Origin of the sequence: Arthrobacter sp. FW306-07-I (genome assembly GCF_021800405.1) — a bacterium.
Taxonomy (GTDB): domain Bacteria; phylum Actinomycetota; class Actinomycetes; order Actinomycetales; family Micrococcaceae; genus Arthrobacter.
Window position 1 is genome coordinate 1,519,885 of record NZ_CP084550.1, and the last position, 20,499, is coordinate 1,540,383.

The following is a 20,499-nucleotide window of genomic DNA, read 5'->3' on the forward strand; positions in this document are numbered from 1 at the left end:
TGCGGAGCTGGGTGCATCGGCAGTTCCATCAGGCCGGATCCAGAAACTGAAGGCAAGATGGGAACATGCTGGTTCCCTCCCGCCGCCGCCTGCGGCTCGAAGTCTGGATCGTCCTGGGCCTGTCCCTGGGCCAGTCGGCCGTCTACTCCGTGGTGCAGTTGCTCGACAAGATGACCCGCGCCCCGCTGGCGGAGGGCACGTCCACCCTGAACCGTTCCCGAAGTACCCGCGAGTACTTTGACCTGACGTACCAGCTGCTGGATATCGTCTTTGCGCTGGTGCCGGTACTGCTGGTTTTCTACTTCCTTACTGAGGACCGCCCCGCCGCGCCCGGTGAGCCCGGCACCTCCAGGTCCGCGTTCCAGAAGCTCGGGTTCGATTTCGCCCGGCCCGGAAAGGACCTGCTTCAGGGGCTGGGGCTGGCTGCACTGATCGGCATCCCCTCGCTGGGCCTGTATGCGGCCGGCAGGGCGCTCGGGATCACCACGGCCATCATTCCCAGTGCATTGGATGCCTACTGGTGGACGGTTCCCGTCCTCATCCTGTCGGCCGTCCGCCATGCGGTGCTCGAGGAAGTCATTGTGGTGGGTTATCTGCTCGACCGGTTTGGGAAATTCGGATGGAGCATGCCGCTGGCCATCGCCGTGAGCTCGGTGCTGCGCGGCAGCTACCACCTGTACCAGGGCTTCGGTCCATTCATTGGCAACGCAGTGATGGGCATTGTCTTTGCCTGGCTGTATACCCGGACACGTCGGGTCATGCCACTGGTGATAGCCCACGCACTGCTGGATATCGTGGCGTTCGTCGGGTTCAGCCTTTTCGGGAAAGCGGTGGGGTTGGGGTAGATACCCCACATCCTCAGTCTGGGCTGCCCGGACTGACCGGTATGACGATGGAGGGCGTTACTGGCGTGATAGCTGCCCTCAGATGAACGACAGCAGCAACCAGGAGTCCGCTTCTGGGTCCGGTGGCAGAATGAAGGGCTGCGCGTAGAAGTCCTCCCACAGTGGATCTGTCGGGCATAGTTCGCCCGGCTCGAGCAGGTTTTCACCGGGTGGATCTTCGGGTGGTGGATCGGCCCAATCAGGCATGTCCGCGAGCAGCTGCTGCCACTGTGGAGCGTCCACCGACATGGCAGCCACGATAGTTTCCGCCGGCAGGACTCCCGGTGGCCAGTACGGGGGTTCTGGGTTGGGTTGTTCGGGTTTGTAGTGGCGGCCGGTGGGTGAGGTCCAGCCGGGTGATTCGTTGTTGGTGGCCGGGTCTGGTGTCCATTGGGTGTGGTGTTTGAGCCGGTGGTGTTTGGGGCAGAGTTGTGCCAGGTTGCTGGCCCCGGTGGTTCCGCCGGATTCCCAGGCTTGCAGGTGGTCGGTGTCGTTGTCCGGGGTGCGGTTGGTGCAGCCGGGGAAGGTGCATTTGGCGTCGCGCATTCTGATCCAGCGTTTGATGGTTTCGGTGAGCCGGTAGTTCTTCCGGCCGATCTCCAAGGGTGCCCCGTCTCTCGGGTCGACCAGGACGCGGTAGAAGGAGTTCGCGCCGTCGGCGACGAGTTTGCGGGCGGTGGATGCCGGGATGGGGCCGAGCCCGTCGAGCATGGCTGGCTCGTCCGTGAGTCCGAGGAGGGAGAACACCGGCACCGTGACCAGGACGTCGGCCCGCGGGGTGGGGACCTTGCCGGGTTCCGTCACGGCCGACGAACTGATGGCGTTGCCGGTTCCTTCGTCGATGCTGGCCGGCTTCGCCGCGGTGGTGGTGCCCGTGGCTGTCAGGGTGGTCCCGGTCCCGGTCCCGGTCCCGGTCCCGGTCCCGGTGCCGGTGGTGTTGCCGGCGCTGAGGAGCAGGGATGCTGCGATGTCGGGGCGGAGTTGGGTGATGGTGCGTGGTTCGTTGGGGCCTTGGAGGCCGCGGGCGGTGGCGGTGGTGCGGTTCCAGATGGCGCAGGCGGTGTCGCCGGGGAGGTAGAGCGAGACCCAGGCCATGCCGTCCCGGTCCGGGGTGTATTCCATTCGCCGGTCCGTCACCCCTTTGGCGTGGCGTTTCTGCAGTGTCTCGGGGTGGTGGCGTTCGCGCCAGGCGCGGACTTTGGCCCGGAAGCGGGAGGGGACGAGTTCGCCAGGGGCTGCGCCGCGGGCGGGGTGGGGTGCGTCGGGGTCGAAGAAGTGCGCCACCAGCGCGGCAGCGCCGGCCGGATCGAGGCCCTCGGTTTCGTCCGCAATGATGCGGGCGTGCTGCCAGGACATGGCACCGGCGGTCAGGGCCTGGAACACCGGCGGGAGGGAGCAGATTTTTCGGGACTGTTCCACCAGGGCACCTGCGGCGGCGGAACTGACGGTGAGGACGCCTGCGATCTCTTCCACCACGGACATCTCGGCGTAGGTGCGGTCCTGCATGGACGCGTCGGGCGGGGTCATGGCAAGCTGAAACCCAATCGCCTCGGCTGCATCCCGCGCCTTCATCGCCGCGAGCTGCGCCTCCAACCGGGCCGTGAGTTCCAGCCGCTCCAGCCGGATCTCGTACCGCCGCTGCAACACATCAACACCCGAACCAACACCAACCCCGGAGGCCAGGAACGCATCCTCCCGCTCCAGCGCACTTATGGCATCCAGCGCACCAAGTGCAGTGCGCGCATCAAGGGCGGCCACAGAGGCATGAACACCCTCCGCACCTGCCCCAACACCACCGCTGATTCCCATATGAAGATCATCCAACAGGGGTCTGACATTTGAACCTGGAGGCATGGGCAGAAGCACGAGTACCAAAAACGCGGGTACCACTTAAACGAATTCGGCCGCCATGAGGTGGTGACGCCGTTGTCACCACCTCATGGCGGCCGAAGATTATCCGGGCGTGGACCCGGCACACCCATCTCCCAAAAAGAGACTAGGGCTGGCTCGTCAGATAGTGACGGCCCCGTTGGCGGTCTCAAAGGTGACCGACAGGATGCCCGGCGTTCCGTGCGGGGCGACCCACTCGACCGCAACATCTTCGAGCGGCTTCTCCACCGGCTCGCCCAGCCATTCCGTGACCCTCGACGCGGAGCCGGCGATGGTCAGGCAGCTCATCTTGAGGCTGCTCTGGTAGGCGTTGGACGGGTGAAGCGAGGGATCGCCCTCCCACTTGAGCATGTACGGGACCTGGGGATCAGCGATGAGGCCCAGGATGCCAATCTGCTTCCAGACCAGCTCGCGGCCGTCCGGGAACTTGCGGTTGCCGTTGACGGCGGAGCGGCCAAGGCGTTCCTCGAAGGGGGCGAGGTCGTCCACTTCGACGCACCAGCCCATCCAGCCGCCGCCGGCCGCGGAACGGGCCCGTACGGCCTGTCCAAACGGTGCCTTGTCAGAAGCGGGGTGGTCCAGGACCTCCACGACCTCCAGGTACTTGTGACCGGCCAGCGGGATGATCATATTCCGGGTTCCGAACCGGGGGTGCACCCCGCCCTTCACTGCCTCAACGCCGAGGGCAGTTGCAATACGTTCGGTAGTGGCCGCGAGGCCGTCGTGTTCACAGGCGTAAGAGACGTGATCCATGCGCATGGCAACATCTTGGCACTTTGTGATGCGGCTCTCAGCTAAGGATACCCTTACTGGAATTTCCTTCGTGGATTCGGGCTGTTTTCCTGCCTCCCAGCTGACCAGGATCGGCATCTGATCAGCCACCGATGTAGTAGCCGGAGGTGTCGGCGGTGAGGTGGACGGTGCCGTTGGAGTTGTTGGTCAGGGCGATGGTTCCGTCACTGCCGACGGGGGTGATGACGAGGTTGGGCACGGTTTGGGCTGCGGCGAAGTTCAGGTTGGAGGTTCCCGGTGGGGTGGTGCCTCCGGCGTGGACGGTGATGAATCCGTTGCTGGTGGGCTCGGTGACAGTGACGTTTACGGCCACGGCTGACACGCCTGTTGCCGGGATGCCGCCCCGTCCGGTTACCGGGACCTTGATGGTGGCTCCGGGAGCGACTGGCCCGCTGGTGCCTCCGGTGCCGTTGCGCGTATCAAGCTGCCGGAACGGGGTCTGGGAGGAAAACGCGCCAGGGTCTACAGCGGTTCCAGCGATGTAGTAGCCGGAGGTGTCGGCGGTGAGGTGGACGGTGCCGTTGGAGTTGTTGGTCAGGGCGATGGTTCCGTCACTGCCGACGGGGGTGATGACGAGGTTGGGCACGGTTTGGGCTGCGGCGAAGTTCAGGTTGGAGGTTCCCGGTGGGGTGGTGCCTCCGGCGTGGACGGTGATGAATCCGTTGCTGGTGGGCTCGGTGACAGTGACGTTTACGGCCACGGCTGACACGCCTGTTGCCGGGATGCCGCCCCGTCCGGTTACCGGGACCTTGATGGTGGCTCCGGGAGCGACTGGTCCGCTGGTGCCTCCGGTGCCGTTGCGCGTATCAAGCTGCCGGAACGGGGTCTGGGAGGAAAACGCGCCAGGGTCTACGGCGGTTCCAGCGATGTAGTAGCCGGAGGTGTCGGCGGTGAGGTGGACGGTGCCGTTGGAGTTGTTGGTCAGGGCGATGGTTCCGTCACTGCCGACGGGGGTGATGACGAGGTTGGGCACGGTTTGGGCTGCGGCGAAGTTCAGGTTGGAGGTTCCCGGTGGGGTGGTGCCTCCGGCGTGGACGGTGATGAATCCGTTGCTGGTGGGCTCGGTGACAGTGACGTTCACGGCCACGGCTGATACGCCTGTTGCCGGGATGCCGCCCCGTCCGGTTACCGGGACCTTAATGGTGGCTCCGGGAGCGACTGGCCCGCTGGTGCCTCCGGTGCCGTTGCGCGTATCAAGCTGCCGGAACGGTGCCTGGGAGGAAAACGAGCCAGGGTTCGACGGATTGCTGGTTCCTGCCGGTGACGCAACTTGCAGCAATCGGTTTAGGGTTCCCGGGCTGGCGTTGGAGATCTTGCCGCTGGCTGAGGAAGAATTCAGTGCGTCTCCTATCTGGGCAGGGGAGAGCAGCGGGTTCTGCGAGAGCATGAGGGCAGCAGCGCCTGCCACATGGGGAGTGGCCATTGAGGTCCCGCTTAGAGATGCGGTGGCGGCCGGGGAGGTGTACCAATCGGATGTGATGCCAACGCCGGGGGCGTAAAGATCCACGCAACTGCCGAAGTTTGAGAAGCTGGCCTGGTGGTCCGTGGAATCGCTGGCAGCGACCGTGATTGCCGCCGGAATCCTGGCGGGGGAAGCCGTGCATGCATCGGTGGCACTGTTACCTGCAGCAACAACCGCGGAAATACCGTCGGCGATTACCGCCTCCACGGCAGCGTCCAAGGTGCTGCTCGTGGGGCCGCCAATGCTGAGGTTCACCACAGCCGGAGTCCCGGCACGGTGGTCCCCTGCAATCCAATCGAGTCCTGCAATAACGTCCGAGTAGAGGCCTGTGCCGTCACAGGCCAGTGCCCGCACCGGGATCAAAGTCGCGAGTTTTGCCACGCCATAGGTTGAACCGCCGATAGTGCCGGCGACATGGGTGCCATGTCCGTTGCAGTCGCTGGACCCGAGGCCGTCGGACTTCGCCGTCCAACCTGCCGCAACCCGGCCGCCGAAGTCGACGTGGGATGCGAGGATCCCAGTGTCGAGTACATAGACGCTCACGCCTTGCCCGGTGCCGGAGGGCGTGTACGTGCTGGATAGGGGCAGCGATTGTTGATCTATCCGGTCCAGTCCCCATGGCGCCTGCTCCTGGGTTGTGCTGTAGACCGTGACGGGTTGGTCCGGCTCAACGGCAACGGCTTTGCCGGACCGCATCAGGGCTGAGGCTTGCGCCGGGGTGGCTTTTATCGCAGCTCCCTTGATCGCATTCTCGAACATACGGCTAACGCCAATACCTTGGCCGCGCAGTGCACTGCTCTCTTGCCTGACGTCCGCTGCCGCGGGGAACCGGACAATGTAATCACCCTTGTCAGCCCCCGCGGCGCTGGCGATGGGAGCAGGGAGAAGCACCGCTCCCAGCATTGAACAGACCAATGCAATGTATAGAGCAGTGGCACGTGCGGCAGGGCGCAGAATCGGAGGCAACGGAACGTCCGTCCTTTTTTGACTGTGAGAAACGAGGGGGTTTTCCCCGTTCAAATCTATCGGGGACGGGAACCCGATCTTCCGAAGCTCGGGCGATCCTTCGCATTCCCTGTGCGAATCTTCGCAAACCTACGCTGCAGTCCTGGCGGTGTGTTTCCACGTCCAGGCTTTTGTCACGACCCGTCATACTCATGGCGTTGGGCGCCCCCGCTTCCTAGACTTGGCGAAGGTCATGAGTGCCAGCGCCAAGCCCCGGCTCGCTGGCCGGCAACCCTCCATCCGCGGTGGGGTGCCCCGGGTGAGGACCTGGCTGTCCGGCACGAGCCGACAGCAAGCGCGGCCCGCACTGCCCCTGAGCATGCCGGGCCCATGTCAAAGGAGATTTGGATGTCCAACGCTTGGTCCTTCGAAACCCGCCAGATCCACGCCGGCCAGGAAGTGGACAGTGCAACGGGAGCCCGTGCCCTGCCCATCTACCAAACCACGTCCTTTGTTTTCCCAACGGCCGAGAGCGCAGCCAACCGCTTTGCACTCTCCGAACTGGCGCCCATCTACACCCGCATCGGCAACCCGACGCAGGACGCCGTCGAACAGCGGATTGCCAGCCTTGAAGGCGGCCTGGCCGCGCTGCTGCTGAGTTCCGGCCAGGCCGCCGAAACGTTCGCGGTCCTGAACATTGCGGAGGCCGGCGACCACATCGTAGCCAGCCCCAGCCTCTACGGCGGCACCTACAACCTTTTCGCCCACACCCTGAAAAAATTCGGCATCTCCGTCACGTTCGTGGACGACCCCGACAACCTGGACCAGTGGCGCAACGCCGTCCGGCCCAACACCAAGCTTTTCTTCGGTGAAGTGGTCTCCAACCCGCGCCAGGACGTCCTGGACATCGAGGGCATCTCCGAAGTCGCCCACCAGGCCGGCGTGCCCCTCATCGTGGACAACACCCTCTCGACGCCGTACCTGATCCGGCCGCTGGAGTGGGGAGCGGACATCGTGATCCACTCGGCCACCAAGTACCTGGGCGGCCACGGCACAGCCATCGCCGGCGTGATCGTCGATTCCGGCAAGTTCGATTTCAGCAAGGACCCGGAACGGTTCCCCGGCTTCAACACCCCGGATCCCACGTACAACGGATTGGTCTACGCCCGCGACCTGGGAGCCGATGGAGCGCTCGGTGCCAATCTCTCCTACATCCTCAAGGCGCGGGTCCAGCTCCTGCGGGACCTGGGCTCGGCGGTTTCGCCGTTCAACGCCTTCCTGATTTCCCAGGGCCTGGAGACATTGAGCCTGCGGGTGGAGCGCCATGTTGCAAACGCGGCGGAGGTTGCGCGGTGGCTTGAAGCAAGGGACGACGTCGAATCGGTCGCCTACGCCGGGCTGCCGTCCAGCCCCTGGTACGAGCGTGGCCGCAAGTATGGGCCCAAGGGGACGGGCGCCGTCGTCGCCTTCAACCTGGCCGGCGGAGCGGAGGCGGGCAAACGCTTCGTCGACGCTTTGGAATTGCACTCCCATGTGGCCAACATCGGCGACGTGCGCTCCCTGGTCATCCACCCGGCGTCGACCACCCACAGCCAGCTCTCGCCGGAGCAGCAGGTGGTGGCCGGGGTGCACCCGGGACTTGTCAGGCTTTCCGTGGGCCTGGAACACATCGACGACATCCTCGCCGACCTTGAAGCAGGCTTCAGGGCTGCGAAGGACGCCTAGAAGCCTAAAGTACGACGCCGGGGCGCCACTTAGGCGGCAGGGCAGGGCAGGCAGCAAGTCGGGAAGTCACAACCAGTCACACTCTTGGCTTGGACCGGGTGGTGTTTCGTACACTCGATCCAGGTCATGAGTGCCAGCGACAGCCCCGGCTTGCTGGCCGGCAACCCTCCTTCCGCGGTGGGGTGCCCCGGGTGAGGACCTGGCCTGCCGGTCAATTGACGGCGGGCAAGCGCGTAGAAGAGGTCTTGCCATGACGGTTTCCGTCGCCCCAACCACCATCCCCGAACACGGAATCGTCCGCTACGCCTCCATTGGGGAACTGGAGCTCGAGGCCGGGGGATACCTGCCCGACGTTACGCTGGCCTACGAAACCTGGGGCACCCTCAACGCAGACGCCAGCAACGCCATCCTGATCGAGCACGCGCTCACGGGCAGCACTCACGTAACCCGCGGAGACACCGACGAGGAAGGCTGGTGGGAGCAGCTGGCCGGGCCCGGTGCCCCCGTGGACACGGACCGTTTCTTCGTGGTGTCCATCAACATTGTGGGCGGCTGCTACGGCTCCACCGGCCCCTCATCGCCCGCCCCCGACGGATCGCCCTGGGGTTCCCGCTTCCCCCTGGTCACGCTGCGGGACAGCACCGTGGCGGAGGCCCGGCTGGCGGACCAGTTGGGGATCAAGAGCTGGTTCGCGGTTCTTGGCGGCTCCATGGGCGGCGCCCGGGCGCTGGAATGGGCAGTGACCTACCCGGAAAGGGTGCAGCGCTGTGCCGTCATCGCCGTGGGGGCTGCGAGCACGGCAGAACAAATCGCCTTTGCCCAGGCCCAGACCCTGGCCATTCGGCAGGATCCAAACTTCAACGGCGGCGACTACTACGGCGGTCCCTGTCCTGAAGAGGGCCTGGCCCTTGCCCGGCGCATCGCCCACATCACCTACCGGTCCGCCGCCGAACTGGAAGGCCGCTTCGGCCGGGCGGCCCAGGCATCCGAGTCGCCCCTTCAGGGGGAAGTACTGGCAGCCCGTGGCCGCTACCAGGTGGAAAGCTACCTGGACCACCAGGGCAACAAGCTCGTGAAGCGCTTTGACGCCAACAGCTACATCGCCCTGACCGAAGCGTTGATGAGCCACGACGTCTGCCGCGGACGGGGAACCCTGGCCGAAACCCTGGCCGGTGCTACTGCACGCTTCTTCGTGGCCGCCGTCGACTCCGACCGACTCTACTTCCCGTCCCAGTCCCGGGAACTGGCGCAGGCGCTGCCCGGCGAGGTGGACGTCCACGTCATCCAGGCACCCATCGGCCACGACGGGTTCCTCACCGAGATAGGCCAACTGGGGGCGCAGCTGCGGGGCAGCTTCCTGGTCTAGGCACTCCTGGACCAGGCAGTTTTGGTCCACACGTTCCTGGTCAAAGCCTCCGAGGTTCAGCCAGCTCCAAGGAAACCTCCAGCAGTGTGCATTCCTGCAGATGCCTTCTGCACTAATGGTCGTTGAGGTTGCACCGGCAAGCAGACCATACTCATCGAAGCCGGTTTTCGTGGTGTACATCACATCCGGCTGCCATCGACTGTCCCCGTGGTGTCGACGACGACGCCGAAGGAGTTCGCATTGAGTACGGAACGCTCCGCCGCAAGGCGCACCGAGGAAACCGACGTCAAGGCATCAGGCCTGAAGAAAGTGGTGACGGCCTCCATGGCCGGCACCGTCGTGGAGTGGTACGAGTTCTTCCTCTACGCATCCGCAGCCACCCTGGTGTTCGGGAAAGCCTTCTTCCCCAACGCCGGGACAGAACTGGATGGCATCATCGCCGCCTTCCTCACCTACGCCGTCGGTTTCGTGGCCCGTCCCATCGGCGGCATCGTGTTCGGCCACTTCGGCGATAAGTTCGGCCGCAAGCAACTGCTGCAGCTCAGCATCATCCTGGTGGGCGTCTCCACCTTCCTCATGGGCTGCCTGCCCACGTTCGGGCAGATCGGCTACTGGGCTCCCGCGCTGCTGGTCATCCTCCGGTTTGCCCAAGGATTCGCCGTCGGCGGGGAATGGGGCGGCGCCGTCCTCCTCGTGGCGGAACACAGCCCCAGTAAGTCCCGCGGGTTCTGGGCCAGCTGGCCGCAGTCCGCGGTGCCCCTGGGCAACCTCCTCGCCACGGCCGTGCTGTTCATCCTGTCCTCCACCCTGACCCAGGAAGCCTTCCTCGGGTGGGGCTGGCGTGTTGCCTTCTGGCTGTCCGCGGTGATCGTGCTGATCGGCTACTACATCCGGACCAAGGTCAACGACGCCCCCATCTTCCTTGAAGCGCGTAAGGAAGTGGACGCCGGCCACAAGGGCTACGGCGTGGCCGAGGTCTTCCGCCGCTACCCGCGCGGCGTCTTCACCGCCATGGGCCTGCGCTTTGCGGAGAACATCCTGTACTACCTGGTGGTGACGTTCTCCATCACCTACCTGAAGACCGTGGTCCAGGCCGACACCACGCGCATCCTCCTGCTGCTGCTCCTGGCCCACGCCCTGCACTTTGCCGTGGTGCCCATGGTCGGCAAGCTCTCGGACCGGTTCGGCCGCAAGCCCGTCTACATGGCCGGCGCCATTATGGGCGCCACCTGGGGCTTCTTCGCGTTCCCCATGATGGACACGAAGAACGACTTCATTATCCTGGCGGCCATCATGATCGGCCTGGTGTTCCACGCCTTCATGTACGCTGGGCAGCCTGCCATCATGGCGGAGATGTTCCCCACCCGGATGCGTTACTCGGGCGTCTCCCTGGGCTACCAGGTGACGTCGATCGTGGCCGGCTCCCTGGCCCCGATCATCGCCGCCTCGCTTTTGGGCACCTACAAGTCCTCGGTCCCCGTGGCCGTCTACCTGCTCATCGCCTGCGCCATTACCGCCGTCGCGGTCTTCTTCCTGAAGGAAACCCGCGGCGTCTCGCTGCATGACGTGGACGCAGCCGACGCCAAGGGCACGGCCGACCTGCTGGCCGCCAGCAAGAAGTAGGGCCCATGAAAGCCGCCGTCCTGTACGCCACCGTCCCCGCCACTGGAAACGCCTCTGGTAAAAGCAGCTTCGCCGACGCCCGGCCACTGGTCGTGGAGGAACTCGAGCAGCCGGAGCCCCGCACCGGTGAGCTTGGTGTTGCCATCACCTATTCGAGCCTCTGCCATTCGGACCTCTCGGTGGTGGACGGCTCACGGGTCCGGCCACTCCCCATGGCCCTAGGCCACGAGGCGGTGGGGCGCGTGGTGTCCGTGGGCCAGGGCGTAGGAGACATCTCCGTGGGCGACCACGTGGTGCTGGTGTTCGTGCCCAGCTGTGGCCACTGCCGGGCCTGCCTGGCCGGCCGGCCCGCGCTTTGCCACCGGGCAGCGGAGGTCAACGGCTCAGGAGACCTGCTGCACGGGCCTGCCCTGTTGCGGACGCCGGAAGGGAAGCGCATCAACCATCACCTGGGCGTCTCGGCGTTCGCGGACTACGCAGTGGTTGCGCGGGAATCGGTGGTGGTGATTGACGACGACGTCCCGGACACGGTCGCCGCGATGTTTGGTTGCGCCGTGCTCACCGGAATGGGCGCGGTGTTCAACACCGCCGAGGTCAGTCCCGGCCAGTCCGTGGCAGTTTTCGGCCTGGGGGCGGTGGGGCTCTCCGCGGTAATGGCGGCACGCCTGGCCGGAGCTGCCAGCGTGATTGCCATTGATCCGAACCAGGGCAAACACCAGCTGGCCCGTGACGCCGGTGCCACCGCGGTGGGTACGCCGGACGACGCGGGGCGCCTCATTCAGGAAGCGTCCGGCGACGGAGTGGATGTTGCCGTCGAGGCGGTGGGCTCGGCAGGCGTGATCGCGTCCTGCCTGGAACGGGTGACCCGGGGCGGGGCAGTGGTCTCGGTGGGCCTGCCGCACCCGTCCGCCGAGTTGACCGTTCCGGCCCTCCAGTTCGCCGGCGCCGGCAAGCGCCTGCTGGGCTCCTATATGGGTGATGCCGTTCCCGCCCGCGACATCCCGAGGTACCTGGCTTACTGGCGGGAGGGCAAGCTGCCGGTTGAGCTGCTGCACACCGACACGCGGCCACTGAACGAGATCAACGAGGGGCTGGATGCGCTTGCCGCCGGGAAGGTGGTGCGGCGGCTCTTCCAGGCCTGACCCGTCGTCTGCTCCTACGGCTGGGCCAGCCTCAGCCTGCCAGCAGTCCGGCCCGCTCCTTCAGCTCCTCCTTCAGGGCCGCGATCACCGCCTGCACCCGGGCCGACCGAAGCGACTCCGGGCGGGCCACGGCCCAGATAGGGAGCTGGCGTTCGAAATCCGCAGGCAGGACTGGAACAAAATCTTCCCGGTCCGCCACCATGAAGTTGGGCAGCAGCCCGATGCCGGCGCCCTGCCGAACGGCCTCCACCTGTGCGAATATGCTGGTGGCCTGAAAGCTTGTCCGGGGCATCGGCAGCTGCGATGACCAGCGGGGGCCCAGTTCCGCCACCTGGAGCGCAGACTCGACGTACGAGACAAACGCGTGCTGCCGCACGTCGTCGAGCGTTTCCGGGAGGCCGTGCCGGCCTGCATAGTCGGCGCTGGCGTAGAGGCGCAGGTAGTAGTTGCTCAGGAAAATGGTCTGTGCGGTGCTGACGTCGGCCCGGCCCACCACGATCTCCAGGTCCACCCCTGACCGGTTCTGGCTGACTTTCCGGGTGGCGCTCAGCATTTCGATGTTCAGTTGCGGGTTCTGCTGCTGGAGCCGCACCAGCGATGGAGTGACGAACACCGCTCCCACTGCGTCGGTGGTGGCCACGCGGACCAGGCCCGCAAGGGCGCTATTGTCCTGGCTGATCAGGCCCGACAGGGAGCCGAGTGTACTCTCGATCGCCTCCGCCGCGTCCACCGCGGCCGCACCGAGCTGCGTCAGTTCCCAGCCGTGCGGGCTGCGCTCCAGCGTGCGGCCGCCCAGCTGCTTGTCCAGCGCGAGGATCCGGCGCGAAATCGTGGTGTGGGTGGTCCCCAGGCTCTCGGCCACGGCATTGAAACGGCCCAGGCGTGCAACCGTCAAAAGGATAAGCAGGTCGTCGGGGCTCGGCAGCCGTCTGGCGTCCACGTTGGACCTTCCGTTGATGTGCATCAATGCACAGAGTGTCTGTGATTTTTCCCCTTGATTGCACCCTAACACGGTGTGATGGTTGACACAGGCATGCCGGCAGAAGCGCCGGAATGAAAGCAAAGGAGCTTACGCATGGCAGTTATCGGTTGGATTGGCCTGGGCAACATGGGCGGCCACATGTCGGTGAACCTGGTGAAGGCGGGGCATGACGTCCGCGGCTTTGACCTCAACCCCGCAGCCCTGGATGCGGCTGCAGCGGGCGGCGTCAAGCGGGCCGGCAGCATCGCCGAAGCCGTGGATGGCGCGGACGCCGTGTTCACCATGCTCCCCAAGGGCGAGCACGCCCGCGCGGTGTATCTCGGCGCGGACGGGGTGCTGGCGCACGCGGATACGCGCACGCTGCTCATCGACTCCTCCACCATCGACATCGCCTCTGCCCAGGAACTGCACGACGCCGCTGCTGCCGCCGGTTTCCGGTTCGTGGACGCGCCGGTGTCCGGCGGAATGAGCGGGGCCGAGGCTGGAACTCTGACGTTCATGGTGGGCGGGGAAGAAGGCGCCGTCAAGGACGCTGCCGGCTACATCGGCCCCATGTCCGGCAACATCATCCCCACGGGCGGCCCCACCACGGGGCAGGCAGCCAAGATCTGCAACAACCTGATGCTTTTCATCAACCTTGCCTCCACCGCTGAGGGCGCGGTGCTCGCAGACCGGCTGGGCCTGGACAAGCAGGTCTTTTGGGACATCGCCTCGGTTTCCTCGGGAGACTCATGGGCGCTCCGGACCTGGTACCCCGTGCCCGGTGTGGTTCCCACAGCGGCCTCCAACAACGACTTCGCACCTACCTTCACCACCGAGCTCGCGAACAAGGACATCGGCCTGGCGATCAGCGCCGCCGAAGACACCGGCACACCCCTGGAGATCGGCAAGCACGTCCAGCAGTTGTTCCAGCGGCTCGTCGACGCCGGGGACGCGGGCAAGGACTGCTCCATGATCATCAAGCTCGTGGACGGCTCGCTCGAGGCCGCTGACCGGGCGCCGTCCAACTAACCACGCCGTCCAACCAACCACCCGGCAAGCACCGCAGGAAAAGAGACTCTTTTGGAAACCATCCCGCACTACATCAACGGCGCCCGCGTCACCGATGCCGACCGCTTCGGTCCGGTCTTCAACCCCGCCACCGGCCAACAGGAAAAGCAGGTGGCACTTGCCTCCACGGCCCGGACAGAGGAAGCCATCGCGGCAGCCCGCGCCGCGCTGCCTGCATGGCGGGCAACCAGCCTTGCCAAGCGCACCACCATCTTCTTCAAGGTCCGCGAAATCCTGAACCAGCGCAAATCCGAACTCGCCGCGATTCTGACCAGCGAGCACGGCAAGGTCCTCTCCGACGCGGAAGGGGAAATCGCCCGCGGCTTGGAGAACATCGATTTCGCCACCGGCCTGTCGCACATGCTGAAAGGCGAGCGGTCGGAGCAGGTCTCCAGCGGCATCGACGTCCATTCCATCCGCCAGCCGGTGGGGGTCGTGGCCTGCATCACCCCGTTCAACTTTCCGGCCATGGTGCCGCTGTGGATGATCGGCAGCGCCCTGGCCTGCGGCAACACCGTCCTGCTGAAGCCGAGCGAAAAGGACCCGTCGGCTGCAGTCTTCATCGCCGAAGCGTTCGCCGAAGCAGGGTTGCCGGCCGGCGTCCTGAACGTGGTCCAGGGGGACAAGGAAGCCGTGGACGTCCTGCTGGAGCACCCTGACGTTAAGGCCGTGAGTTTCGTCGGGTCCACCCCGGTGGCCCAGTCCATCTACAAGCGGGCAGCTGAGCACGGCAAGCGGGTGCAGGCCCTGGGCGGTGCAAAGAACCACATGGTGGTGCTTCCCGACGCCGACCTGGACATGGCTGCCGATGCAGCGGTTTCCGCCGCGTACGGTTCCGCCGGCGAGCGCTGCATGGCTGTCAGCGTCCTGGTGGCCGTGGGGAACATCGCTGACGACCTGGTGAAGGCGATCTCAAGCCGCATGGCGGACCTCAAGATTGGTGACGGCACCGATCCGGCCTCGCAGATGGGTCCCTTGATCACCGCGGAGCACCGGGAGCGCGTGGCCTCGTACGTTGCGGGAGCGGAAGGTGAAGGCGCAACCGTGGTGGTGGATGGGCGCTCGCAGCAGTTCGACTCCGGCGGGTTCTTCATCGGCGTCAGCCTGGTGGACCACGTCAAGCCCGGCATGAAGGTGTACGACGACGAAATCTTCGGCCCCGTCCTGTCCGTGGTCCGCGTGGATACCTACAACGACGCAGTCCGGCTGGTCAACGAGAACCAGTTCGGCAACGGCACTGCCATCTTCACCCGCGACGGCGGCGCAGCGAGGCAGTTCGAGTTCGACGCCGAAGCGGGCATGGTGGGCGTTAACGTGCCCATCCCGGTTCCGGTGGGCACCTTCTCGTTCGGCGGCTGGAAGAACTCCCTGTTCGGCGACACCCACATGTACGGGCCGGACAGCATCCGCTTCTACACCCGGGGCAAAGTGGTGACCACGCGTTGGCCCGACCCATCAACCTCGGTGATCGACCTGGGCTTCCCCCAGGTGGACTAGTTCGGTGGATTGAACCGGCGGGTTACGCCAAATGAGATTGATAAAGAGCAGGTCGGGGACCGGAAACCGGTCCCCGACCTGCCTGCTTACCAGAGTCAGCCGTTCATGATGTCGCCGCGGCGCTTCATGTACTCCTCCATGGACAGTTCGCCGTTGCTGTATTGCTGGTCCAGTTCGGCGAGCTTGCGTGCGCGGAACCCCTGCGGTGCCGAGGGCGGTGGGGGAGTGGCAGGCCCGGAGGGCTGCCCGGGGCCTGGCCGGCCAAGCTGGGGCTGCTGGTACCCCGGCTGCTGGAGCGGCGGTTCCTGCCCGAATTCCTGTGGCGCACCACCGAACCGGGGGTCCGGCATGGGCGCCTGTCCGTGCTGGTACGGCGGCAGTTGCTGCCCGCCATAGGGCTGCGGCGGCTGGCTTGGCTGGCGGAAGCCGCCGGAAAAGTAGTCCTGCTGGGTGTAGCCGTCGCGGGGCTGGCGGTTCTGCGGCCCGGCCGAACCGGGGAACTGGCCATAACCTGGGTACTGGTCCGAACCGGGGAACTGGTTCGGCCCCGGAAACTGCCCGGGCCCCGAAAACGGACCGGGCAAGCCCTGGTCCCGGTCCCGCCGCGCCATGGAGCGCCGGTACGCCCGCATGGCCATGGGGACCACGAAGGACAGGATGATGATCCAGAAAAACAAGCTGCTCACGGTGCCGCGCCTCTCGTGTGGTGTCCTTCCAGCGTAACCCCGGCAGCCCTAGCGGCGGCTGGGCTCGGAGGTACCAAGGGGGCCTTCGCCGGATCCCAACGGAACGCCCGGGCCGAAGACGGGACCCGGCGTCGGCCGTTTTGCCGTGATGCCGTCCCCGGACGACTGGTGGCGCAATCGGCGCAGCACCCATGGGACGAAGTATTCACGCGCCCACACGAGGTCCCCGCTCCTTGCCTCGCGCCAGGTGCGCGGCGGCAGCGGCTTGGGCTGCAGCGGTTCCAGGGAGTGCTCCACGTTGAGCGCATCCAGCACCATGGCCGCAATGGTGTGGTGTCCCAGCGGGGAGAAGTGCAGACGGTCCTGGTCCCACATCTGCGGGTCGCTCAGCTGCCGCAGCGACCACATGTCAGCGATGACGGCATCGTGGCGCGCGGCAACCGTGCGCAGGTTCTCGTTGTAGATGGCCACCTTGCTGCGGATCCGGCTGAGCACCGAGGAGCCCGTATCCGGCCCGTTGAACAGGACCACGGTGGCTCCGCCCATGGACAGGATCTGGACCACGGAATCGAGCTTCTCGGCCAGCGCGTCGGGATCGCCGCCGGGACGGATCAGGTCGTTGCCGCCGGCGGACAGGGTGACCAGGTCCGGCTTCAGTTCCAGGGCCGGGGCAAGCTGCTGGTCCACGATCTGTTGGAGCAGCCGGCCGCGCACGGCAAGGTTGGCATAGGCGAAGTCCGGCTGGGTTCGGCCCAGCTCTTCCGCCACCCTGTCGGCCCAGCCGCGGTGGCCGCCGGGGCTTGAGGGTTCGGGGTCGCCGATGCCTTCGGTGAAGGAGTCTCCCATCGCCACGTACCGGGTCCAGGGGTGGGAACCGGGGTGGGCGGACGGGGTCTGGAGGGCACTTGCGTCAGTCACGGTCCTATCCTGCCTTCCGCTTCGCTGCCTACGCGAACGTAGGTTGTTACTTCCGGGTAACTGGTATGAATGGAAACCATGACTGACGCCGAAGTATTTCCTGCCCCCGTTGTCCTGTGGTCCCACCCGGAAGACCAGCGCGCCGGTAAACCGCTACTGGTCCTGCTCCACGGCTACGGTGCCAATGAGCAGGACCTGCTCAGCCTTGCCGACATGCTGCCAAGGGATTTCGCCGTCGCGTCCATACGGGCGCCCATCGCCATGGGCCCCGGCTTTACCTGGTTCCCGCTTACCGCGTCCATCGAGTACTCGCTGGAGCGGGTCAAGAAGGCCTCGGCCTACGTGCTGGACTGGATCGACGCCATCAGGCCCGGCCACCCTTCGGTGACTCTCCTGGGCTTCTCCATGGGCATGGCCATGGCCACCACGCTCCTGCGCCAGCGGCCCACGGACTTTGCCGCCGTCGTCGGACTCTCAGGCTTTGTGGTGGACGCGGCCGGCGACCCCACGTTCAAAGACGACGAGCTGGACGGCACCGTGCCCATGTTCTGGGGCCGGGACCAGCAGGATCCGGTGATCACCCAGGACAAGATTGAGTTCACCATGGGCTGGGTCCGCAAGCACGTCAAGCTCACCAAGGTGCTCTACACCGGCATGTGGCACGGCATTAACCAGCAGGAGATCGGGCACGTGGGGGAGTTCCTCACGCATGAGGTGCTGAACAAGTAGGACGTACGACGGCGGCGGGCCAGCCGGTGCGGGGTTAGTCCGCCTGGGGTGCCACCACGCGGACGGTCTGGCCGTTCACCGTGACGGTATCCCCGTTGTGCAGCTGCCGGCCGCGGCGGTCGTCGATCTCGCCGTTGACCTTGACCAGCCCGTTCTTGATGAGCTCCGCCGCCTCCACGCCGTCCTCCACGAGGTTGGCGAGCTTTAGCAGCTGACCCAGCCGGATCATGCTGTCGCGGATGGGGACGTCGTCAATGGGGTTGCTCATACAGCAATAATGCCTGAACTAAGGTGGATTCAATGACCTCCCCTTCGCGCCTGCCGGTACTCGCAGGCCTGCCCCTGGCCGTGGGATCCGGCCTTGCCATCCCCGTCCAAGGCCGGATCAACGGGGCGTTGGGTACGCGGCTCAACGATGGAATCGCAGCCGCGGCCGTGAGTTTCAGCACAGGCCTGCTGGTCATGATCATCATTTCCCTGGTGTTGCCGCGCGGACGGGCCGGGCTGGCAAACATCCTCCCGGCTGTCCGGAACCGGGCCTTCCCCCGGATCTACGTGGTGGCAGGCGCCATCGGCGCGCTGTTTGTCTTTGCCCAGTCCTTCACCGTCGGCATCCTTGGAGTAGCGCTCTTCACCGTCGCCACCGTCACCGGGCAGACCGTAAGCGGCCTGCTGGTGGACCGGCTGGGAATCGGCCCGGCCGGAAAGAAATCCGTGACGGGCATCCGCATCATCGGCTGCATCCTGACCATCGCCGCCGTTGCGTGGGCGGTGTCCCCGCGGTTCAGCAGCGGGGGCCCCGGGGACGGCGCGGCCGGACTGCTCCTTCCCCTCCTCCTGCCGGTGGCGGCGGGCTTCCTCATGAGTTTCCAGCAGGCCATGAACGGCACCGCCACGGTCCACTACGGGACGCCCATCGCGGCCACGTTGGTCAACTTCGTGGCCGGCTGCATCGTGCTGTGGGCAGCGTTCGCGGTGAAGCTGGCCGTGGCCGGTCCCGCCAACCCCCTGCCGGGGGAGTGGTGGTACTACCTGGGCGGCCCAATGGGCTGCGTCTTCATCGGCCTGGGGGCCCTCCTGGTCCGCAGCCTGGGCGTGCTGGTCACGGGCCTGGGCATGATCGCCGGCCAGTTGCTCGGCTCGCTGGGCCTGGACCTGGTGCTCCCCGCGCCGGGCACCATCGTGGCTCCCGCCACCGTCCTGGGGACCCTGTTGACCCTCGCCGCGATCATCCTGGCAACCCTGCCCTGGCCGCGGGGCGCGCTGCGCAGGCAGCGGCCGGTACGCTAGGACACGAGCTTTCCACCGTCTTCCTTCATCCGCCCCGACGCATCGCCCGCTGTGCCCAGGCACGCAGGGGCCGGGGCCCGAACAACCCGCGGACCGCACCCAGCGGCCCTGTAGAAAATTGGAGTTATCCCATGGCAGCAAAATCCGTCCTCGACCAGGTCATTTCCCTCTCCAAGCGGAGGGGCTTCGTGTTCCAGGCCGGTGAGATCTACGGAGGCTCGCGGTCTGCCTGGGACTACGGCCCCCTCGGCGCCGAGCTGAAGGAAAACATCAAGCGCCAGTGGTGGCAGTCCATGGTCCGCGGCCGCGAGGACGTGGTGGGCCTGGACTCCTCCGTGATCCTGCCCCGCCAGGTCTGGGAAGCCTCCGGACACGTGGAGGTCTTCTCCGACCCGCTGGTGGAGTGCCTCTCCTGCCACAAGCGCTACCGTGCGGACCACCTCGAGGAAGAATACGAGGAAAAGAAGGGCCGCCCGGCGGAGAACGGCCTGAAGGACATCGCCTGCGCCAACTGCGGCACCCGCGGCCAGTGGACCGAACCGCAGGAGTTCTCCGGCCTGCTCAAGACCTACCTGGGCCCGGTGGCCAATGAGGAAGGCCTGCACTACCTGCGCCCCGAGACCGCGCAGGGCATCTTCGTGAACTTCAACAACGTCCTCACCACGTCCCGGAAGAAGCCGCCGTTCGGCATCGGCCAGATCGGCAAGTCCTTCCGCAACGAGATCACGCCCGGCAACTTCATCTTCCGCACCCGCGAGTTCGAGCAGATGGAGATGGAATTCTTCGTGGAGCCCGGCACGGACGAAGAGTGGCACAAGTACTGGATGAACGAGCGCATGGCCTGGTACACCGGCCTGGGCATCCGCGAGGAGAACCTGCGCTTCTACGAGCACCCCAAGGAGAAGCTGAGCCACTACTCCAAGGGCACCACGGACATCGAGTACCGCTTCGGCTTCCAGGGCTCGGAATGGGGCGAGCTGGAAGGCATCGCCAACCGCACCGACTTCGACCTCTCCACCCACGCCAAGGCCTCCGGCACGGACCTGAGCTACTTCAACCAGGCCACCAATGAGCGCTACACCCCGTACGTGATCGAGCCTGCGGCCGGCCTGACCCGTTCCTTCATGGCGTTCCTGGTGGACGCCTACACCGAGGACGAGGCCCCCAACGCCAAGGGCGGCGTGGACGTCCGCACCGTGCTGAAGCTGGACCCGCGCCTGGCCCCGGTCAAGGCCGCCGTGCTGCCGCTGAGCCGCAACGAGGACCTGTCCCCGAAGGCCAAGGCCCTGGGTGCCCAGCTGCGGAAGAACTGGAACATTGACTTCGATGATGCCGGTGCCATCGGCCGCCGCTACCGCCGCCAGGACGAGATCGGCACCCCGTTCTGCATCACGGTGGACTTCGACACCCTCGAGGACCAGGCCGTCACCATCCGCGAGCGGGACACCATGAGCCAGGAACGCGTCTCCCTGGACAAGGTGGAGGGCTACCTGGCGGCACGGCTGGTCGGCGCCTGAG

Annotated in this window: 17 protein-coding genes and 2 riboswitches; of the genes, 10 read left to right on the plus strand and 7 right to left on the minus strand. The window is 65.9% G+C overall.

The annotated features are described in order from the left end of the window. Positions 1-65 precede the first annotated feature (65 nt). Positions 66-845 (plus strand): CPBP family intramembrane glutamic endopeptidase, encoded by a 780-nt coding sequence (locus LFT46_RS06950; RefSeq protein ID WP_236821679.1) that lies wholly within the window; start codon positions 66-68, stop codon positions 843-845. Positions 846-923: 78 nt separating this feature from the next. Here the strand turns inward: LFT46_RS06950 and LFT46_RS06955 are convergent, their stop codons facing one another. The 3 genes from LFT46_RS06955 to LFT46_RS06965 all read right to left on the minus strand — a co-directional run bounded on the left by LFT46_RS06955 (position 924) and on the right by LFT46_RS06965 (position 5,919). Further along, on the minus strand, positions 924-2,693 hold the full coding sequence (locus LFT46_RS06955) for an HNH endonuclease signature motif containing protein (protein WP_236821680.1): 1,770 nt from the start codon (positions 2,691-2,693) through the stop codon (positions 924-926). 201 nt (positions 2,694-2,894) lie between these two features. Further along, entirely contained in the window at positions 2,895-3,533 is a 639-nt protein-coding gene (locus LFT46_RS06960) for a VOC family protein (RefSeq protein WP_236801831.1), read from the minus strand. A gap of 115 nt (positions 3,534-3,648) precedes the next feature. Continuing rightward, on the minus strand, positions 3,649-5,919 hold the full coding sequence (locus tag LFT46_RS06965; protein WP_236821681.1) for a S8 family peptidase: 2,271 nt from the start codon (positions 5,917-5,919) through the stop codon (positions 3,649-3,651). A gap of 303 nt (positions 5,920-6,222) precedes the next feature. Next, a riboswitch (SAM riboswitch) is annotated at positions 6,223-6,337 on the plus strand. 44 nt (positions 6,338-6,381) lie between these two features. Between LFT46_RS06965 and LFT46_RS06970 the strand changes: the two genes are divergently transcribed. The 4 genes from LFT46_RS06970 (at position 6,382) to LFT46_RS06985 (ending at position 11,829) form a co-directional block, all read left to right on the plus strand. Further along, positions 6,382-7,698 (plus strand): bifunctional o-acetylhomoserine/o-acetylserine sulfhydrylase, encoded by a 1,317-nt coding sequence (locus tag LFT46_RS06970; protein WP_236801833.1) that lies wholly within the window; start codon positions 6,382-6,384, stop codon positions 7,696-7,698. A 122-nt stretch (positions 7,699-7,820) separates the two neighbouring features. Further along, positions 7,821-7,936, plus strand: a riboswitch (SAM riboswitch). Positions 7,937-7,948: 12 nt separating this feature from the next. After that, a complete protein-coding gene (gene metX, locus LFT46_RS06975; protein WP_236801835.1) occupies positions 7,949-9,064 on the plus strand; it encodes a homoserine O-acetyltransferase MetX in 1,116 nt (371 codons plus the stop codon). A 240-nt stretch (positions 9,065-9,304) separates the two neighbouring features. Then, positions 9,305-10,687 (plus strand): MFS transporter, encoded by a 1,383-nt coding sequence (locus LFT46_RS06980; RefSeq protein WP_236801836.1) that lies wholly within the window; start codon positions 9,305-9,307, stop codon positions 10,685-10,687. Positions 10,688-10,692: 5 nt separating this feature from the next. Continuing rightward, a complete protein-coding gene (locus tag LFT46_RS06985) occupies positions 10,693-11,829 on the plus strand; it encodes a zinc-dependent alcohol dehydrogenase family protein (protein ID WP_236821682.1) in 1,137 nt (378 codons plus the stop codon). 31 nt (positions 11,830-11,860) lie between these two features. Here LFT46_RS06985 and LFT46_RS06990 read toward each other — a convergent pair whose 3' ends face one another. Further along, positions 11,861-12,793, minus strand: coding sequence for a LysR family transcriptional regulator (locus LFT46_RS06990; RefSeq protein ID WP_236822004.1), 933 nt, complete (start codon positions 12,791-12,793; stop codon positions 11,861-11,863). A gap of 111 nt (positions 12,794-12,904) precedes the next feature. On the opposite strand from LFT46_RS06990, the gene mmsB reads away from it, so the two are divergent. Beyond that, positions 12,905-13,822, plus strand: coding sequence for a 3-hydroxyisobutyrate dehydrogenase (gene mmsB / locus LFT46_RS06995; RefSeq protein WP_236821683.1), 918 nt, complete (start codon positions 12,905-12,907; stop codon positions 13,820-13,822). Between the two features lie 51 nt (positions 13,823-13,873). Further along, positions 13,874-15,358 (plus strand): CoA-acylating methylmalonate-semialdehyde dehydrogenase, encoded by a 1,485-nt coding sequence (locus LFT46_RS07000; RefSeq protein ID WP_236821684.1) that lies wholly within the window; start codon positions 13,874-13,876, stop codon positions 15,356-15,358. 95 nt (positions 15,359-15,453) lie between these two features. On the opposite strand, the gene LFT46_RS07005 is transcribed toward LFT46_RS07000, so the two are convergent. Both LFT46_RS07005 and LFT46_RS07010 read right to left on the minus strand, forming a co-directional pair. Further along, positions 15,454-16,044 carry a hypothetical protein gene (locus LFT46_RS07005; RefSeq protein WP_236801841.1) on the minus strand — a complete coding sequence of 197 codons (591 nt, stop codon included), beginning with the start codon at positions 16,042-16,044 and terminating at the stop codon, positions 15,454-15,456. A 48-nt stretch (positions 16,045-16,092) separates the two neighbouring features. Then, positions 16,093-16,962 (minus strand): SGNH/GDSL hydrolase family protein, encoded by an 870-nt coding sequence (locus LFT46_RS07010; protein ID WP_236821685.1) that lies wholly within the window; start codon positions 16,960-16,962, stop codon positions 16,093-16,095. Between the two features lie 78 nt (positions 16,963-17,040). On the opposite strand from LFT46_RS07010, the gene LFT46_RS07015 reads away from it, so the two are divergent. Further along, positions 17,041-17,691, plus strand: coding sequence for an alpha/beta hydrolase (locus LFT46_RS07015; protein WP_236821686.1), 651 nt, complete (start codon positions 17,041-17,043; stop codon positions 17,689-17,691). Between the two features lie 34 nt (positions 17,692-17,725). Here the strand turns inward: LFT46_RS07015 and LFT46_RS07020 are convergent, their stop codons facing one another. After that, complete coding sequence (locus LFT46_RS07020) at positions 17,726-17,959, minus strand: RNA-binding S4 domain-containing protein (protein ID WP_236821687.1); 234 nt, start codon at positions 17,957-17,959, stop codon at positions 17,726-17,728. A gap of 32 nt (positions 17,960-17,991) precedes the next feature. Between LFT46_RS07020 and LFT46_RS07025 the strand changes: the two genes are divergently transcribed. Beyond that, positions 17,992-18,981, plus strand: a complete 990-nt coding sequence (locus LFT46_RS07025; RefSeq protein WP_236821688.1) for a DMT family transporter — start codon at positions 17,992-17,994, stop codon at positions 18,979-18,981. A gap of 131 nt (positions 18,982-19,112) precedes the next feature. Then, positions 19,113-20,498, plus strand: coding sequence for a glycine--tRNA ligase (locus tag LFT46_RS07030; RefSeq protein WP_236821689.1), 1,386 nt, complete (start codon positions 19,113-19,115; stop codon positions 20,496-20,498). Position 20,499 lies beyond the last annotated feature (1 nt).

Excerpts from the sequence above, each read along its gene's own strand:
- LFT46_RS06950 (WP_236821679.1), top strand. The coding sequence starts at position 66 with ATGCTGGTTCCCTCCCGCCGCCGCCTGCGGCTCGAAGTCTGGATCGTC.
- LFT46_RS06955 (WP_236821680.1), bottom strand. The coding sequence starts at position 2,693 with ATGGGAATCAGCGGTGGTGTTGGGGCAGGTGCGGAGGGTGTTCATGCC.
- LFT46_RS06960 (WP_236801831.1), bottom strand. The coding sequence starts at position 3,533 with ATGCGCATGGATCACGTCTCTTACGCCTGTGAACACGACGGCCTCGCG.
- LFT46_RS06970 (WP_236801833.1), top strand. The coding sequence starts at position 6,382 with ATGTCCAACGCTTGGTCCTTCGAAACCCGCCAGATCCACGCCGGCCAG.
- metX (WP_236801835.1), top strand. The coding sequence starts at position 7,949 with ATGACGGTTTCCGTCGCCCCAACCACCATCCCCGAACACGGAATCGTC.
- LFT46_RS06985 (WP_236821682.1), top strand. The coding sequence starts at position 10,693 with ATGAAAGCCGCCGTCCTGTACGCCACCGTCCCCGCCACTGGAAACGCC.
- LFT46_RS06990 (WP_236822004.1), bottom strand. The coding sequence starts at position 12,793 with ATGCACATCAACGGAAGGTCCAACGTGGACGCCAGACGGCTGCCGAGC.
- mmsB (WP_236821683.1), top strand. The coding sequence starts at position 12,905 with ATGGCAGTTATCGGTTGGATTGGCCTGGGCAACATGGGCGGCCACATG.
- LFT46_RS07015 (WP_236821686.1), top strand. The coding sequence starts at position 17,041 with ATGACTGACGCCGAAGTATTTCCTGCCCCCGTTGTCCTGTGGTCCCAC.
- LFT46_RS07020 (WP_236821687.1), bottom strand. The coding sequence starts at position 17,959 with ATGAGCAACCCCATTGACGACGTCCCCATCCGCGACAGCATGATCCGG.
- LFT46_RS07025 (WP_236821688.1), top strand. The coding sequence starts at position 17,992 with ATGACCTCCCCTTCGCGCCTGCCGGTACTCGCAGGCCTGCCCCTGGCC.
- LFT46_RS07030 (WP_236821689.1), top strand. The coding sequence starts at position 19,113 with ATGGCAGCAAAATCCGTCCTCGACCAGGTCATTTCCCTCTCCAAGCGG.